A 16,800-nucleotide genomic window follows, 5' to 3' on the forward strand; every position below is an offset into this window, starting at 1 on the left:
CTTATGCTTCTTGCGGCTTGACTTGCAGGACGCCGCGCTTGATCTGGTCGAGTTCGATCGACTCGAACAGCGCGCGGAAATTGCCTTCGCCGAAACCCTGGTCGCCCTTGCGCTGGATGATTTCGAAAAAGATCGGGCCGATCACGTTTTGCGTGAAGATCTGCAGCAGCAGTTCGCGCTCGGTCTCGTTGCTCTGGCCGTCGATCAGGATGCGCAAGCGGCGCAGCTCGTCGAGGTTCTCGCCGTGCGACGGCAGGCGGCGGTTCACCAGCTCGTAGTAGGTCTCGATGGTGTCCTGGAAGGCGATGCCGCTGTCGCGCATCTTCTGGATCGACGAATAGATGTCGTCGGTGCCCAGCGCGATGTGCTGGATGCCTTCGCCGTGGTACTGGTCGAGGTATTCGGCAATCTGCGACTTGTCGTCGGACGACTCATTGATCGGGATGCGGATTTTCCCGCACGGCGAAGTCATCGCCTTCGACTTCAGGCCGGTGTGCTTGCCGGCGATGTCGAAGTAGCGGATCTCGCGGAAGTTGAACAGGTTCTCGTAGAACGCCGCCCATTCCTTCATGCGGCCGCGGTGCACGTTGTGGGTCAGGTGGTCGATGTAGGTCAGGCCGCTGCCGACCGGGTTGGCGTTGGCGCCCGGGATGGCGACGAAGTCGACGTCGTAGATGCTGATGTCGCCGATGGCGCCTGGCTGCGCCCCCGCGGCGGCGCTCTTGCCGCGCCAGCGGTCGACGAAGTACAGCAGCGAGTCGCCCACGCCCTTGATGGCCGGGATGTTCAGTTCCATCGGGCCGTTCTTGTTGTCGAAGCCCCAGGCGCCCAGTTCGAGCGCGCGGCGGTAAGCCATCGCGGCGTCGTTCACGCGGATGGCGATCGCGCACACCGACGGTCCGTGCTGGCGCGCGAAGCGCTGCGCGAACGAATCCGGCTCGGCGTTGATGATGAAGTTGATCTCGCCCTGGCGATACAGGGTCACGTCCTTGTGGCGGTGGCGCGCGATGGCGGCGAAGCCCATCTGCTCGAACAGTGCGCCCATCGCTTTCGGATCCGGCGCCGCGTATTCGACGAACTCGAAACCGTCGGTGCCCATCGGGTTGTCCCAAGGCTGGAATTGCATGGCTGTCTCCTGGATTTTTGTAGCGCACAGTATAGTGCGGAGGCCTGGGCATTTAATTCCAATCAATGCCCCTCACCGCCCCACAGGCGCAATAAAATTGCGTAAAATGGCGCGAATCGGAGAAAATATGTCAAAAATCGAGCTGGATAAAACAGATCGCAAAATTCTTGCAATTTTGCAATCGGATGGGCGGGCATCGAACCAGGATATCGCGGATGCCGTCAGCCTGTCGCCCTCTCCGTGCCTGCGGCGCATCAAGCGGCTGGAGGAAGCGGGCGTGATCCGGCAGTACGTGGCGCTGCTCGACCCGGGGCAGATCGGGCTCGGGCTGCTCGCTTACGTCAACGTGCGGCTGGAAAAGCACAGCGAAGGGTCGAATGCGGCCGGCGCCAAGCGCACATCGAGTTCGCCCCACGCGGACTTCGCCGAGTCGGTCGAAGACTGGCCGGAGGTGGTGGCGTGCTACGCGATGACGGGAGAAATGGATTACCTGCTGCGGGTGCACGTCGAGGACATGGAGCACTTTTCGCGGTTCATGATGAAGACACTGCTGATCCACCCCGCGGTGGCGGACGTGAAGTCGAGCTTTGCGCTGCAGCGGATCAAGGACACGACGGCGCTGCCGCTGGTTTAGTTTGTCGTTCCCGCCATTGGCGGAAACGACTTCCAGCGCAGGCTGGAACCTATACCGAGCTAGCGCTTATGGCGCCACAGATCATCCTCAGTATAGATTCCAGCCTTCGCTGGAACGACAATCAACAACGACAAGCTAACTCTCGAACCACTTCACCGCGGCGCGCCGGTTAGCCTTGAAAATGTAGTCGATCGTCGCGGACTGCTCTTCCAGCGCCTCCTGCAGCACGGTGCCCGGACTGGGCGGCGGCAGTTGCAGGTAGGCGTCGGCCTCGCCGTACTCGCGCTTGATCTGCATGCCGGCCTTCTTCGCGATGTGCATCATGGTCTGGTTCGACGACAGGCACTGCATATATAAAGTGTCGACGTCGTTGTTGCGGCAGTGGATGGCGGCGCGCTGGAACAGCTTTGAGCCGATGCCCAGGCCGCGCGCGCTGGCCGACACCGAGACGCCGAATTCGGCCACCTTGTCCTTGGTCGTCACCGCGCTGGCCGACGTCAGCTGCTCGTTCGGCGCGAACGCCAGATGCCCGACCGCGACCAGTTTGAACACCCGGTTGTAGACGCCGTAGACCTTGTCGCGCGCGAAATCGATCTTGTTCACATAGGCGGCCACCTGCTCGTCCGGCAGCACCGTGCCGAACCGGAGTAAGCGATCACTATCGTCAAGTGCCATGAAATGCTTGAGCATCCGGTGCCGGTCGCGCTCCTCCAGCTCCTTCACCCGCACCGTCGGACGCGACGGTTTGCCCTGGCGCGACTGCAGCCATTCGCTGAGCGGGTTCTCGAAAATTCGCGTGACCATCAGGCTCTCCGACAATATTGTGCAACGCAGCAATATACCATTATCGGGCGATGCGAGGCGCACCCTTAGCCGGCTTCGGCCGCCTGCTGTTCGGGCCATTGCGCCTGCGGACTGAAGCTGAATCCCGATTTGCCGGCCTGCTTGGTGCGGTACATCGCCTGGTCGGCCTCGGCCACCAGCGCCTGCGCGCCGCGGTCCGCGCCGGCCTGGCCGTGCGCGCTGCTGATGCCGATGCTGGCCGAGATGGCGATCCGGTGGCCGCCCGCCTCGGTGATGCCGCGGATCTCGTCGAGCGCCAGCTGGGCCACCCGCATCGCGCCGTCGCGCGACACCACTTCTTCGAGCAGGATGACGAATTCGTCGCCGCCCAGGCGCGCCAGCACGTCTTCCTTGCGCAACCTGGCCTGTACCCGTTGCGCCACTTCGCGCAGCACCAGGTCGCCGGTGCCGTGGCCATAAGTGTCGTTGACAGCCTTGAAGCCATCGAGGTCGAAGAACATCACGCACACCGTGGTGCCGCGCCGGCCCGCGCGGATCAGCGCGTGCTCCAGCAGGCGAGTCAGGTAAGCGTAGTTCACCAGGCCGGTCAGGCCGTCGTGGTGCGCCAGCTCCTCCAGCCGGGCCGACTGCGCTTCGAGTTCGGCAGTGCGCTGGGCCACGCGCGCTTCCAGCGTTTCGTTGGCCGAGCGCAGGCGGCGGTTGGCCACGCCGAGCAGGCGCCAGGTGCCCACCAGCCGGCGCGCCGCGACCACCAGCAGCACCAGCAGCAGGCCGGAGTAGGCGAACAGCCAGGTGCGGTAGCGCTGTTTCTGGGTCAGCACATCGTCGAAGGCCTTGTCGAACTGCTGCGACAGCCGTTCGATCGCCTCGCCGGTGCCGGTCTTGCCGATCGCCGCTTCGATGGCGTTTTCCTGCGGCCGGTAGCGCAGCACGGCGCGCGCATCGCGCAGCAGCCGGTCGATGCGTTCGCCGACGGCCGGCGAAAACGCCGCCTTCTGAACCAGCATGGTTCCCAGCGTGGTTTCGATGCGCTGGGACAGCGCGACCTCGGGCGCCAGGTTGAAGCGCAGGATATCGGTGAGCAGCAGGTTCAGGGCGACGTCCAGCGCCAGCACGGTGCGCGACGGCACCAGTGCGCCTTCGATGCCGGTCAGCTCGGTCTTGAGGTCGGTGATTTGCGCCGGCAGCGCGGTCATCGCTTCGCGCAGCACGGCGTTGCCGGTTTTGAACTGCGCGACCAGGCGCTCCTTCTCCTCCAGCGAAGAAACCAGCTGCGCGTAAGCCTCGGGCGCGGCGGCGCCGCGCGTCATCGTCAGCGCGTTGGCCAGGCTGCGTTCGATCTGGCGGATGCGCGGCAACGGCGCGGCCAGCGCGTCGTAGTTGGTGTCGATGCCGATGCGCGCGCGCAGGATGCTGGCGTTCCACTGCGCGTCGATCTTCTCGAGCTCGCGCAGGTTCAGCATCACGCGGTTCTGCGCGCCGAGGTCGACGGCGGTGGTGCGATTGAACAGGAAACCGAGCAACAGCGCCAGCGCGATCAGCAGCAGGATGACCGAAGTGCGGCGGCGCGGCGTCATCGGTATGAGGATTGAGAGAAGATCATGATCGGGTGAAGCGTACAGGCGAATCATGAGAATAGCAGCTAAGGACAGCGGCGGCGGGGACGCTTACGTGTGCTTACGAATGGGGTCAGGCGGCGCAGGACCTGCCCCCCCGCCCGCCTCACGCGTCGTCGGTGTCGTCGGGGCCCGGTCCGGCGGGCCTGATTTCATTTTTGACTGCGCTGACGCGCGCCTTGTGCACCGCTTCCTTGATGCGCTCCGGCTTGTCGGCATATTTGGCCGCCACCGCGCCGGCGTCCACAGCGCGCGCCGCCGTCAGCGCCGCAAGCAGATATGGCGCCTGGGGATACGGCCGGGTCGCGAAGTCATCGCCTTCGCCGCCCCTTCCGCGGAAATCGCACTCCGACGCCAGCAGCATCTGTTCGAAACGTTGCGGCTTGCGGAACGCGTCGCAGCGCTCGAACAACGTGACGATGGTATTGGCCCGCAAAATCCCGGCGCGGCTGACGTTGCCGTGCTCGCGCGCCGTCATCAAGGCCAATTCACGGCATTCGCTGGGCACCTTCAGGCGCTTGCACAGCGCTTCGATCAGCTTGAGTCCCAGTCCCTCATGGCCATGGTGCGCCGGCCAGTTCTCGGGCGGCGTAGCGCCCTTGCCCAGGTCGTGCATCAGCGCGGCGAAGCGCACGCACAGGTCGAAGCCGCGCGACGCGGCATGGTCGACCACCAGCATCATGTGCAAGCCTGTGTCGATCTCGGGATGGTGCAGCGCCGGCTGCGGCACGCCCCACAAGGCGTCGAGCTCCGGCATGATGCGCGCAAGGGCGCCGCAGTCGCGCAGCACCGCGAGCATGCGCGACGGCGTCGCCTCCATCAGCCCGCGCGCCACTTCCTGCCACACGCGCTCGGCGACCAGCGCATCGACTTCGCCATGCTCGACCATCCGGCGCATCAGCGCCAGCGTCTCCGGTGCGACGGTAAATTCGGGGAAGCGCGCGGCGAAGCGGGCGATGCGCAGGATGCGCACCGGGTCTTCGGCAAACGCGTCGGACACGTGGCGGAATACTTTGGCGCGTATGTCGGCCTGGCCGTTGAACGGATCGGTCAGCGTGCCGTCCTCGGCGCGCGCAATCGCGTTGATGGTCAGGTCGCGCCGCACCAGGTCGTCTTCCAGCGTGACGTCGGGCGCGGTGTGGAACACGAAGCCGTGGTAGCCCGGCGCGGTCTTGCGCTCGGTGCGCGCCAGCGCATACTCCTCCTGCGTTTTGGGGTGCAGGAATACGGGAAAGTCCTTGCCGACCGGCCGAAAGCCCTGCGCGACCATCTGCTCCGGCGTGGCGCCGACGACCACCCAGTCGTGATCCTTGACCGGCAAGCCGAGCAGTTCGTCGCGCACCGCGCCGCCGACTACATAAGTTTTCATTTATTCCGGCAGTTCGTCGTCGTGGAAGGCGGCGACTTCGGTTTCGGCCAGCGCCTCGCGCACCCAGCGCGCCACCGCGGGATGGGCCTGCACGCGGTCGCAGTAGGCCTGCAGCGCCGGCGCCAGCGACACGCCGTAGGTCTTGAAGCGCATCACGACGGGTGCGTAGAACGCGTCGGCGATCGAGAAGGAGCCGAACAGGAACTGGTGGTGGCCGAAGCGCGACAGGCATTCCTCCCAGATTTCGCAGACGCGGCCGATGTCGCCCAGCGCTTCGGGCGTGCGGCCGCGGCCCGGCAGGCTGGCGCGGATGCTCATCGACATCGCGTTGCGCAGGCCGGCGAAGCCCGAGTGCATCTCGGCGGTGATCGAACGCGCCATCGCGCGCGCGGCGACGTCCTGCGGCCACAGGTGCAGGTCGGGAAACTGCTCGGCGACGTATTCGCAGATCGCCAGGCTGTCCCAGATCGTCATGTCGCCCGCAACCAGCACCGGCACGCGCCCGGCGCCGGAATACTCGGCGATGCGGGCGGAGGTGTCGGGCTGGTCGAGCAGCACGCGCACTTCGTTGAACGGGATGCCGAACGCGGTCAGCGCCACCCAGGGCCGCATCGACCACGACGAATAGTTCTTGTTGCCGATGACGAGCGTCAGGCCGGGGTTCTTCGCGCTGCCCAGCGCTTGCGACAAGGCCGGATCGAGTTCTGTGGTCTGCATAGGTCCGTTACGTGGATTAGCGCCCTGCGCGGGCGCGGAATTCGTCGAAGCGTTCGTGCGGCGACAGGTAATTCGGCGCCACCGCCTCCAGCGCCGTCAGCTTGATTCCGAGCGTGGACGCTGTCAAGGCCTGGATCGCCGGATCGAGCACGTTATCGCATTTCATCGAGTCGAGATTGTCGCGGCTCATCAGGGGCGTGCCGGGCATCAGCTCGAAGATCATCGCCTGCAGGCGCGCCAGCGCGTTGGGCAGTTCGATGATCGGGCGCTCGTGATGCGACCAGCGCCCGGCGAGGCGCACCAGCTCCGTCAGCGTGTACATCGACGGGCCGCCCAGGCCGAACACCAGGTGGCGCGTCTTGGGATCCTTCAGCGCGTGGATGTAGGCCTGCGCCACGTCGCCCACGTACACCGGCTGGAATTCGGCGCCGCCGCAGGCCAGCGGAATCACCGGCAGCCAGCGCTGCAAGGACGCGAACATGTTGAGGAAATGGTCGCCCGGCCCGAACACCACCGACGGCCGGAAGATGGTCGCGGCGACCGATTCCTCGGTGCGCGCCTGCACTTCGCCCTCGGCCTTCGAGCGCTGATACATCGACGGGCCGTCCCGATCGGCGCCCAGCGCGCTCTGGTGCAGGTAGCGCGGCACGCCGGCGGCGGCGCAGGCGGCGACGATGCGGCGCGGGATCTCGACGTGCGCATGGGCGAACTGCGGCCCCCACGGCGTGCCCGGTTTCGAGTACAGCACGCCGACCATGTTGATGGCGGCGTCGGCGCCTTCGAGCAGCGGCGCCAGCGAGTCCTTGCCGATGTCGGTCTCGACCAGTTCGACGCCGGGCAGGAAGGTCAGGTGGCGCGCGCGGTCCAGGCGCCGGGTCGGCACCACCACGCGCGCGCCTTCCGCGGCCAGCTGCGCGACCAGATGGCTGCCGATGAAGCCGGAGCCCCCGAACACTACTACCTTCATTTCTCTCATGTGAGTTTCGCCTCGGGTGGAAATGTCAGGGAAGCTGATTGGCGCGCGCTCCGTTCGGCGTGACGACGCCAAGGCGGGCCTTCAGCGATTGCGGCTTGCGCTCGAACAGCGCCGCGTAATTGGTCGCGTTCGACAGCACGTTCTTGACGTAGGTCCGGGTCTCCGGATACGGGATCGACTCGGCGAAGATCGCGCCTTCCATCGGGCCGTTGAGCGTGGAGCGCCAGGTGCGGGCGCGGCCCGGGCCGGCGTTGTAGGCGGCGCTGGCGAGCGGTTGCGAGCCGTCGGCGTTGGCCAGCACCATGTTCATGTAGTTCGCGCCGAGCAGGATGTTGGTGCGCAGGTCCGACAGCATGCTGTGCACGAAGTCGGTCAGGCCTATCTTCCTGGCGACGTACTGGCCGGTCGACGGCATCACCTGCATCAGGCCGGAGGCGCCGACGCCGGAACGCGCGTCGGTGACGAAGCGCGACTCCTGGCGGATCAGGCCATAAACCCAGGCGCGGTCGAGGCCGAGATTCTGGGTGGTCGGCTGCAGGATGTCGTTGTGCGGCGACGGGAAGCGCTGGGTGTAATCGAACTCGGTGCGTGTGCGCTCGGAGGTGTTGACCATGCGGTCGAGGATCTCGTTCTGGCGCGCGAATTCCGCCGCGGCCAGCAGCTCGCGCTCGCCGAACTTGCGCAGCTCCCAGTTCCATTCGCGCGTGCCTTCGAAACGCAGGCGCAGGCTGAAGAACTTGAGCGCGCGGCGCAGGCCCGGATTGGCGCTCATCGGCGCGATTTCGGCGGCGGTCAGCGGCGCGCCGGGCGGTGGAATCGCCACCTGCTGGCCCAGCTCCTCCATCGCCAGCTGGCCGTAGAAACTGTTCTGGTCGGCGATGCGGGTGTACAGCGCCTGCGCGGCCTCGCGCCCCCCTTCCGCCGCCATCGCGCGCGCCATCCAGTAAGTCCAGGTGGGGTCGGCGCGCAGTTGCGGCGGCATCGCGTCGATCGTGGCGCGCACGGTTTTCCAGTCGCCTTCGCGCAGCGCGATGCGGGTTTTCCACTGCAGCTGGTCCTGCGAGAGCGGCGCGCCGGTCGATTTTTTCCAGTAGCCGGACGCCTCAGGCGCCAGCGTCATCGACGCGGCCAGCGCGATGTTGGCCCAGCCGGTCGCAAGCTCGGTCGGGCTCAGTTTCGCGGCATTCTTATTGAGTCCGATGGCCGCCAGCTTGACGCTGGTGCGCGCCATGCGGCCGACTGCGACCAGGTAGATTTCGTGGTCGGCGCGGCTGGCGCCGACGCCGCGCGCCATCGCCAGCGCGGGGAAGTCGACGGCCTGCGCGGCGTGCGTTTCGGAGGCGCCGAGCAGCGCGGCGGTGCGGCGCGCCGGACCGGTGGCGTGCTGCTCGCCGGCCAGGCGCAGCTGCGCCAGAAGGTCGTTGGTGTCGAACTGGCCGGCCTGCGCCAGCGTGGCCACCAGCGAAGCGCAGGCCTCGCCGTAGCCGGGCGGGTTCTGCAGCAGCGCGCGCGCATCGGCGGCGACGCGCTCGCCTTTGACGGCGCGCGACATCAGCGCGTAGCACTTGACCTGGGTGTCGTCGTTGAGGACGAACAGCGGCAACTGCTGGTCGAAATTGACCCAGTCGCGGTTGCGCCCGAGTTCGAGCAGCCAGTCGTTGCGCATGCGGTCGGCGATCGCGCTGCCCTGCCACTTGGTCAGGAAAGCGCGAATTTCATCGGCCTGAGCGTCGCGGATGCGCGGTTTCAGCCGATAATAGTCGACGTAGGAAGGGATCGCGTAGTTGGGAAGGCGGGCCGCGTAGGTGGCCGCTGCCACTGCGTCATCCTGGCGCGCCGCTTCGCGCAGCAGCAGGAAGGCGTCGTCTTCGGCGCGGGTATCGGCAGCAGCCGGTGCTGGCGCGGGCGCAGGTTCCTGCGCGGCGGCGAACGACAAGGTGCAGGATCCGGCAAGAACAGCGACGGCGAATATTTTCGACGAAAACATCAATCTCCAAACTCTCTTATTACTTACATTCGAGCCCATGACCGGCCAAACTAGAATACCACGCGGCCCCGCCGCGCAGCCAGCATCCGGCGCAAGCGATGCGCAATCGGCCAAGGCCGCTTTGCGCCGCTCGCTCGCCGCGGCGCGCGCGGCCATCGAACCTGCGCAAAAACGCGCCTGGGACAGCGCCATCGGCGAGCATCTGCTGGCGTGGTGGCGCGCGCAGCCGGTGCCGGCGCTGGCCGTGTACTGGCCCTTGCGCGGTGAAGCGGACTTAGCAATAGCATATGCCGAACTGGCGAAAAACGGCGTACGCCTGGCCCTGCCGGTGGTGGTGGCGCGCGATGCCGCGCTCGCGTTTGCCGAATGGGCGCCGGGCGAGGCGATGCATCGGGACGAGATGGGGATCGCGGTGCCGCAGGCGTTGAGGATGGTGGCGCGGCCGCCGGCGATGCTGGTGCCGTGCCTGGGGTTCAATGCGGAAGGCTACCGGCTCGGATATGGCGGCGGGTTTTACGATCGGACGCTGGAGGCGCATCCGCGGCCGATCACGCTGGGGATTGCGTATTCGTGCCTGGCGGCGGAGTTTGCGATTGCGCCGCATGACATCGCGATGGATCGGGTCATTACGGAACTAGGGTGATTCACGCGGCGGCTTGCAAAAACGGGGTCAGGTCCGGCGGACCTGACCCCAGATCTTAATCCGCCAGGCGCTGCCAGACCGCGCTGGTGGCGCCGGCCTGGTTCATGCTGTAGAAGTGCAGGCCGGGCGCGCCGCCCTGCAACAGGCGTTCGCACAGGCTGGTGACCACATCCACGCCGAAGGCCTTGATCGACACGCTGTCATCGCCGAAGCTGGCCAGCTTCAGGCGAATCCAGCGCGGGATCTCGGCGCCGCACATGTCGGAAAAGCGCATCAGCTGCGAGTAGTTCGTGATCGGCATGATGCCCGGCACGATCGGCACGTCGATGCCCAGCGCGCGGGTCTGCTCGACGAACTGGAAGTAGGCGTCGGCGTTATAAAAATACTGGGTGATCGCGGCATTCGCGCCGGCCTTCACCTTGCGCGCGAAGTTCTGCAAATCGTCCTGCGGCGAACGCGCCTGCGGATGCATTTCCGGATAGCCGGCCACTTCGATGTGGAACCAGTCGCCCGTCTCGGCGCGGATGAATTCGACCAGGTCGCTGGCGTAGCGCAGTTCGCTGCCGCCGCCATAGCCGCTCGGCAGGTCGCCGCGCAGCGCCACCAGCCGGCGGATGCCGTGCGACTTGAACTCGGCCAGGATGGCGCGGATCTGCTCGCGCGAGCCGCCGACGCAGGACAGGTGCGGCGCGGCGGCATGACCCTCGCGGATGATCTCGAGCACGGTGTCGAGCGTGCCCTGCTGGGTGCTGCCGCCGGCGCCGAAAGTGACCGAGAAATACTTCGGGTTCAGCGCGGCCAGTTTGGCGCGCGCGATGCGCAGCTTGTCGGCGCCTTCCGGCGTCTTCGGCGGATAAAATTCGATGCTGAAATTATTAGTTTCCATCTTTGCGTAGTAGTAAGGTCGAGAGCGCCCACGAAATCACGCTGTACAGGATCGCGGCGAGCATCGCCGACAGGAATCCAGCGACATGGAAACCACTTACCATCTGCGCCACTGCCCAGAACAGGAATCCGTTGATCACCAGGATGAACAGGCCGAGCGACAGGAAGGTCACGGGCAAGGTCAGCAGGACCAGCACGGGCCGGATCAGGGTATTCACCAATCCCAGCACCAACGCCGCAATGAAGGCGGTGCCGATACTGTCGAAGGAGACGGAATGCATCAGGTAAGGCAGCGCCATCAGGGCGGCGGCGTTGATAATCCAGGTCAGTAACAGGCGCATGGGATCCCTTCGATTGGTGGTGGGGGGAAGTACGCCCGGGCACGGGATCGCCGCGCCCGGGGGATGCTGCTACTAAATTAGTAGCGGTAGTGGTCCGGCTTGTAAGGGCCTTCCTTGTTGACGGTGATGTAAGCGGCTTGCTCGTCGGTCAGGACGGTCAGCTGGGCGTTGAGCTTTTTCAGCTGCAGGCGCGCCACTTTCTCGTCGAGGTGCTTGGGCAGCACGTACACGCCGACCGGGTAGTTGCCGATGTTGGCGAACAGCTCGATCTGGGCGATGGTCTGGTTGGCGAACGACGAGCTCATCACGTAGGACGGATGGCCGGTGCCGCAACCCAGGTTGACCAGGCGGCCTTCGGCCAGCAGGATGATGCGCTTGCCCGACGGGAAGATCACGTGGTCGACCTGCGGCTTGATGTTGTCCCACTCATATTTCTTGAGCGAGGCGACATCGATCTCGTTGTCGAAGTGGCCGATGTTGCAGACGATCGCCTGGTCCTTCATCGCCAGCATGTGCTGCTCGGTAAGGATGTGATAGTTGCCGGTGCAGGTGACGAAGATGTCGCCGTGCTCGGCCGCGTAATCCATGGTCACGACGCGGAAGCCTTCCATCGCCGCCTGCAGCGCGCAGATCGGATCTATTTCGGTGACCCACACCTGGGCCGACAGCGCGCGCATGGCCTGGGCCGAGCCCTTGCCGACGTCGCCGTAGCCGGCGATGACGGCGACCTTGCCTGCGATCATGACGTCGGTGGCGCGCTTGATGCCGTCGACCAGCGACTCGCGGCAGCCATACAGGTTGTCGAACTTCGACTTGGTGACCGAGTCGTTGACGTTAATCGCCGGGAACGCCAGCTTGCCTTCCTTGTGCATCTGGTACAGGCGGTGCACGCCGGTGGTGGTCTCTTCGGTCACGCCCATGATGTGCGGCAGGCGCTTGGAGTACCAGGTCGGATCCTTCTGCAGGTGGGCCTTGATCGAGTTGAACAGGCAGATCTCTTCTTCCGAGCCCGGCTTGTCCAGCACCGAGCTGTCGGTCTCGGCGCGCGCGCCCAGGTGCAGCAGCAGGGTGGCGTCGCCGCCGTCGTCGAGGATCATGTTCGAGTACACGCCTTCGCCCGGCCACTCGAAGATGCGGTGGGTGTAGTCCCAGTATTCGTCCAGCGTTTCGCCCTTGACGGCGAACACCGGGGTGCCGGCGGCGGCGATCGCGGCGGCGGCGTGGTCCTGGGTCGAGTAGATGTTGCACGAGGCCCAGCGCACTTGCGCGCCCAGCGCTTCGAGCGTCTGGATCAGCACGGCGGTCTGGATCGTCATGTGCAGCGAACCGGTGATGCGCGCGCCCTTGAGCGGCTGGCTGGCGGCGAATTCTTCGCGGATCGCCATCAGGCCCGGCATTTCGGTTTCGGCGATCTTGATTTCTTTGTTACCCCATGCGGCCAAGCTGATGTCGGCGATGTGGTAGTCGTGCAGGTCTTTGAGTACGGCGTTCATCACGCCCTCCTTTCAATTGAGAAAAAGGTACGTGAGCGCGGTTGCAGATGTCCGAGCCTGGCGAAATTGAATTCGTCGCAACGCTCCTCGGAACGGGGAAGTTTATCACAGATAAGGGTTAACCCCAGGGTCCGACCCACGGGGTCAGACCCTTCAAGGCCTTACTTCAAACCGGCGGCGTCGCGCAGGATCGCGGCCTTGTCGGTGCGCTCCCAGTGGAACTCCGGCTCTTCGCGGCCGAAGTGGCCGTAGGCCGCGCTCTTCTGATAAATAGGGCGCAACAGGTCGAGCATCTGGACGATGCCCTTCGGACGCAGGTCGAAGTGTTCCATCACCAGCGCGGCGATCTTCTCGTCCGGGATTACGCCGGTGCCTTCCGTATACACCGTGATGTTGATCGGCCTGGCGACGCCGATCGCGTACGACACCTGCACCTGGCACTGGCGCGCCAGGCCGGCGGCGACGACGTTCTTGGCGACATAGCGCGCCGCGTAGGCCGCCGAGCGGTCGACCTTGGTCGGGTCCTTGCCGGAGAAGGCGCCGCCGCCATGCGGGGCCGCGCCGCCGTAGGTGTCGACGATGATCTTGCGGCCGGTCAGGCCGCAGTCGCCCTGCGGGCCGCCGATGACGAAACGGCCGGTCGGGTTGACCAGGTACTTGGTGCCCACCAGCCATTCGTTCGGCAGCACCTTCTTGATGATCTCTTCGATCACCGCTTCCTGGATCTGGCTGTGCGAGACGTCCGGCGCGTGCTGGGTCGACAGCACCACGGTGTCGACCGCGACCGGGCGGCCGTTGACGTAGCGCAGCGTGACCTGCGACTTGGCGTCCGGACGCAGCCACGGCAGGCGGCCGTCCTTGCGCAGTTGCGACTGGCGCTCGACCAGGCGGTGCGCGTAGTGGATCGCGGCCGGCATCAGCTCGGCCGTCTCGTCGCAGGCGTAGCCGAACATCAGGCCCTGGTCGCCGGCGCCCTGGTCGAGGTCGATGCCGGCGCCCTCGTCGACGCCCTGGGCGATGTCGGGCGACTGCTTGTCGTAGCAGACCATCACGGCGCAACCCTTGTAGTCGATGCCGTAGTCGGTGTTGTCGTAGCCGATGCGCTTGATGGTTTCGCGCGCGACCTGGATGTAGTCGACGTTGGCGTGGGTGGTGATTTCACCGGCCAGCACCACCAGGCCGGTGTTGCACAGCGTTTCGGCTGCCACGCGCGCGCGCGGGTCCTGGGCCAGGATGGCGTCGAGGATGGCGTCGGAAATTTGGTCGGCAACCTTGTCCGGATGTCCTTCGGACACGGATTCGGAGGTGAAGAGATAGTCGTTGGACATTGAAGCTCCCGTTACTGTTGTGAACATGTCGCAGTAAGGGCTCTTGCCTGCGACGCTTTAGCGACATTTATATACCGCTTCGCAAGTTGTCTATTAACTCGGCGGTTACTACACGTGGTATTTTACGCTCCTTGCGAATTTTTGGTACGGCAACGCACCATTTTTTAACACCGATCATAAGTCATGCTGGTTCAACTATTCCGTTTGTTATCGTTTCTGCCCCTGTCGGCCCTGCACCGGCTGGGCGCCGCGCTGGGCTGGGTGGTCTACCTCGTTTCGCCTTCCTACCGCCGGCGCCTGCGCGCCAATCTCGAGGGCGCCGGCTTCGGCGCCGAGCTGGGTCGCGCTATCGCCGAGTCGGGCAAGGCGATGTTCGAGCTGCCCTTCATCTGGTGCGCGAAGCCCGAGCGCGTGGCGCGCCACATGTTTCAGGAAGGTGACGATCTGGTCCAGTCCGCCCTCGCCGCCGGCCGCGGCATTGTCTTTTTGACGCCACACCTGGGCTGTTTCGAAATTACCGCGCAGCAAGTGGCGCGACACACGCCGCTGACCGTGATGTACCGCCCGCCGCGCAAAAGCGCGCTCAAGCCGCTGGTGGAAGGAGCGCGCGCGCGCGCCGACCTGCGCCTGGCGCCGGCCAACCTGGCCGGCGTGCGCATCCTCGCGCGCTGCCTGAAGAAAGGCGAGCCGATCGGCGTGCTGCCCGACCAGGTGCCGCAGGAAGGCGAAGGCGTCTGGGCGCCCTTCTTCGGCCGCCCCGCCTACACCATGACCCTGCCGGCCAAGCTGGCGCACATGTCGGGCGCGACCATCCTGCTGACCTATGCCGAGCGCCTGCCGCACGGACGCGGCTTCATCGTGCGCTTCGTGCCGTTCGCCGGTTCGCTCGATGGCAGCCCGGCCGAGCAGGCCGCGGCGATCAACGGCGCGATGGAGCAGTTGATCGCGCGCTGCCCGGCGCAGTATTTCTGGAGCTATAACCGCTACAAGCAGCCGGCCGGCGTCGCCGCGCCCGCGCCACAGGCGGCGCCATGAGGATCGTGATCGCCTTCATGTGGCTGCTGCACTGGCTGCCGCTGCCGCTGCTGGGCCGTTTCGGCGAAACGGTCGGCAGCCTGCTGTTCATGCTGCTCAAGTCGCGCCGCCACATCGCCCTGACCAACCTGCGCCTGTGCATGCCGGAACTGTCCGAGGCCGAGCGCGTCGCGCTGGCGCGGCGCCACTTCCAGGCGTATTCGCGCAGCGTGTGGGAACGCGCGATCCTGTGGTGGGCGCCGGAGCCGCGCCTGCGCCGGCTGATCAAGGTCGAGCCGGCGATGCCGATGCATGAATTCGAAGCGGGACCGGTGATCGTGCTGTGCCCGCACTTCGTCTGCCTCGACGTGGCCGGCGCGGCGTGCGCGATGGCCGCGACCATGAGCTCGATGTATGTCGCGCAGAGCAACAAGGCGTTCGACGACGTGCTGCGGCGCGGGCGCGAGCGCTTCCGGCCGGTGCGGATCTTCTCGCGCCAGGAAGGCATCAAGCCGATCCTGCGCGCGCTGCGCGAGCGCATGCCCTACTTCATGCTGCCGGACATGGATTTCGGCGACAAGGACGCGCCCTTCGTGCCCTTCTTCGGCGTACCGGCGGCGACCCTGACGGCCACCGCGCGCATCGCCGCCAGCACCGGCGCCAAGGTGATTCCGGTGGTGGCGACCTACCTGCCCAACTACCAGGGCTGGCAAGTGAAGTTCTATCCGGCCTGGGAAGACTATCCGGGCGACGACATGGTCGAGGCGACGCGCCGCATGAACGCCTTCATCGAGGAGCGCGTGCGCGAGGCGCCGGCCGAGTACTTCTGGACCCACAAGCGCTTCAAGACGCGCCCCGCCGGCGAGCCTTCGCCGTACGCGAAATAAGCCGCTATACTCGTTTGCATGAAACTTAAATTTACCAAAATGCACGGCGCCGGCAACGACTTCATCGTGGTCGACGCCATCAATCAGCAGGTCGACCTGACGGCAAGCCAATGGGCCGCGCTGGCCGATCGCCGCTTCGGCATCGGCGCCGACCAGATCCTCGTGGTGCAAAAGAGCGACAGCGACGGCGTCGACTTCCGCTACCGCATCTTCAACAACGACGGCGGCGAAGTCGAGCAATGCGGCAACGGCGCGCGCGCCTTCGTCAAGTTCGTCACCGACAAGGGCTTGTCGACCCAGCGCGCGATCCGCGTGCAGACCATGAACGGCATCATCGCGCCGCGCCTGGAAGACGACGGCTCGGTGACGGTCGAGATGGGCGCGCCGGTGCTCGACCCGGCGCTGGTGCCGTTCGACGGCGCCGGCCTGGAAGGCGTGGCGCAGGGCCGCGACACCGTGTGGCCGCTGTCGATCGACGGCAAGGAGCTGCTGTTTTCCGTGGTTTCGATGGGCAATCCGCACGCGGTGCAGGTGGTCGACGACGCCGCGACCGCGCCGGTACTGGAAACCGGGCCGCTGATCGAGCATCACCCGCGCTTTCCGAAGCGGGTCAACGCCGGCTTCATGCAGGTGGTCGACCGCCGCCACATCCGGCTGCGCGTGTTCGAACGCGGCTCGGGCGAAACGCTGGCCTGCGGCACCGGGGCCTGCGCCGCGGTGGTGGCCGGCATCCGGCGCGGCCTGCTCGACTCGCCGGTGCGGGTGTCGGCGCGCGGCGGCGAACTGTCGGTGGCGTGGGCCGGCGACGGCGCGCCGGTTTTCCTGACCGGGCCGGCGGTGACGGTGTTCGAGGGCGAAGTCACGCTGTAATTCAACGCTGGGGTGGCACTGCAGCCGCGCGGACCCGACCCCATGCTTCGGCTCGCCGATCACTTGTATATATATGTGCCGGGCGAAACGCCGGCGTGCCGCCGCGCGCC

General features: G+C 66.0%; 16 protein-coding genes and 1 riboswitch. Of the genes, 5 read left to right on the forward strand and 11 right to left on the reverse strand.

Annotation, left to right across the window (positions count from 1 at the left end):
- Position 1: 1 nt before the first annotated feature.
- Positions 2 to 1,126 (reverse strand): 4-hydroxyphenylpyruvate dioxygenase, encoded by a 1,125-nt coding sequence (gene hppD, locus AC1D02_RS07755; RefSeq protein WP_477315408.1) that lies wholly within the window; start codon positions 1,124 to 1,126, stop codon positions 2 to 4.
- A gap of 127 nt (positions 1,127 to 1,253) precedes the next feature.
- Here hppD and AC1D02_RS07760 point away from each other — a divergent pair, with 127 nt between their 5' ends.
- Entirely contained in the window at positions 1,254 to 1,760 is a 507-nt protein-coding gene (locus AC1D02_RS07760; protein ID WP_477315410.1) for an Lrp/AsnC family transcriptional regulator, read from the forward strand.
- A 135-nt stretch (positions 1,761 to 1,895) separates the two neighbouring features.
- On the opposite strand, the gene AC1D02_RS07765 is transcribed toward AC1D02_RS07760, so the two are convergent.
- The 6 genes from AC1D02_RS07765 to AC1D02_RS07790 all read right to left on the reverse strand — a co-directional run bounded on the left by AC1D02_RS07765 (position 1,896) and on the right by AC1D02_RS07790 (position 9,229).
- The gene (locus tag AC1D02_RS07765; protein WP_477315412.1) at positions 1,896 to 2,564 is read right to left on the reverse strand and encodes an N-acetyltransferase family protein; all 669 of its coding nucleotides are present in this window, start codon (positions 2,562 to 2,564) and stop codon (positions 1,896 to 1,898) included.
- A 65-nt stretch (positions 2,565 to 2,629) separates the two neighbouring features.
- Positions 2,630 to 4,141 carry a DAHL domain-containing protein gene (locus tag AC1D02_RS07770; protein ID WP_477315414.1) on the reverse strand — a complete coding sequence of 504 codons (1,512 nt, stop codon included), beginning with the start codon at positions 4,139 to 4,141 and terminating at the stop codon, positions 2,630 to 2,632.
- 145 nt (positions 4,142 to 4,286) lie between these two features.
- Entirely contained in the window at positions 4,287 to 5,549 is a 1,263-nt protein-coding gene (locus AC1D02_RS07775) for a multifunctional CCA addition/repair protein (RefSeq protein WP_477315416.1), read from the reverse strand.
- Complete coding sequence (locus AC1D02_RS07780; RefSeq protein WP_477315418.1) at positions 5,550 to 6,266, reverse strand: glutathione S-transferase family protein; 717 nt, start codon at positions 6,264 to 6,266, stop codon at positions 5,550 to 5,552.
- Between the two features lie 16 nt (positions 6,267 to 6,282).
- Positions 6,283 to 7,242: a complex I NDUFA9 subunit family protein gene (locus tag AC1D02_RS07785; RefSeq protein ID WP_477315420.1), complete on the reverse strand. Its 960-nt coding sequence runs from the start codon at positions 7,240 to 7,242 to the stop codon at positions 6,283 to 6,285.
- A 25-nt stretch (positions 7,243 to 7,267) separates the two neighbouring features.
- Positions 7,268 to 9,229, reverse strand: a complete 1,962-nt coding sequence (locus AC1D02_RS07790; protein ID WP_477315422.1) for a lytic transglycosylase domain-containing protein — start codon at positions 9,227 to 9,229, stop codon at positions 7,268 to 7,270.
- A gap of 37 nt (positions 9,230 to 9,266) precedes the next feature.
- Between AC1D02_RS07790 and AC1D02_RS07795 the strand changes: the two genes are divergently transcribed.
- Positions 9,267 to 9,872 (forward strand): 5-formyltetrahydrofolate cyclo-ligase, encoded by a 606-nt coding sequence (locus tag AC1D02_RS07795; protein WP_477315424.1) that lies wholly within the window; start codon positions 9,267 to 9,269, stop codon positions 9,870 to 9,872.
- A 55-nt stretch (positions 9,873 to 9,927) separates the two neighbouring features.
- Here AC1D02_RS07795 and metF read toward each other — a convergent pair whose 3' ends face one another.
- From metF to metK, 4 genes are all read right to left on the reverse strand, one after another.
- A complete protein-coding gene (gene metF, locus AC1D02_RS07800; RefSeq protein ID WP_477315426.1) occupies positions 9,928 to 10,758 on the reverse strand; it encodes a methylenetetrahydrofolate reductase [NAD(P)H] in 831 nt (276 codons plus the stop codon).
- Positions 10,748 to 11,098: a phage holin family protein gene (locus AC1D02_RS07805; protein ID WP_477315428.1), complete on the reverse strand. Its 351-nt coding sequence runs from the start codon at positions 11,096 to 11,098 to the stop codon at positions 10,748 to 10,750. Before AC1D02_RS07805 ends, metF begins: the two co-directional genes overlap by 11 nt.
- 77 nt (positions 11,099 to 11,175) lie before the next feature.
- A complete protein-coding gene (ahcY, locus tag AC1D02_RS07810; protein WP_477315430.1) occupies positions 11,176 to 12,591 on the reverse strand; it encodes an adenosylhomocysteinase in 1,416 nt (471 codons plus the stop codon).
- 26 nt (positions 12,592 to 12,617) lie between these two features.
- A riboswitch (S-adenosyl-L-homocysteine riboswitch) is annotated at positions 12,618 to 12,686 on the reverse strand.
- Positions 12,687 to 12,752: 66 nt separating this feature from the next.
- On the reverse strand, positions 12,753 to 13,919 hold the full coding sequence (gene metK / locus AC1D02_RS07815; RefSeq protein WP_477315432.1) for a methionine adenosyltransferase: 1,167 nt from the start codon (positions 13,917 to 13,919) through the stop codon (positions 12,753 to 12,755).
- Between the two features lie 183 nt (positions 13,920 to 14,102).
- On the opposite strand from metK, the gene AC1D02_RS07820 reads away from it, so the two are divergent.
- Genes AC1D02_RS07820 through dapF form a run of 3 tightly spaced genes read left to right on the forward strand, consistent with a single transcriptional unit; the run spans position 14,103 to position 16,690 of the window.
- Entirely contained in the window at positions 14,103 to 14,954 is an 852-nt protein-coding gene (locus AC1D02_RS07820; protein ID WP_477315434.1) for a lysophospholipid acyltransferase family protein, read from the forward strand.
- Entirely contained in the window at positions 14,951 to 15,820 is an 870-nt protein-coding gene (locus AC1D02_RS07825) for an LpxL/LpxP family acyltransferase (protein ID WP_477315436.1), read from the forward strand. Before AC1D02_RS07820 ends, AC1D02_RS07825 begins: the two co-directional genes overlap by 4 nt.
- Before the next feature lie 18 nt (positions 15,821 to 15,838).
- The gene (gene dapF, locus AC1D02_RS07830; RefSeq protein ID WP_477315438.1) at positions 15,839 to 16,690 is read left to right on the forward strand and encodes a diaminopimelate epimerase; all 852 of its coding nucleotides are present in this window, start codon (positions 15,839 to 15,841) and stop codon (positions 16,688 to 16,690) included.
- Positions 16,691 to 16,800: the final 110 nt, after the last annotated feature.

It is taken from the genome of Massilia sp. P1_C10, assembly GCF_056406475.1.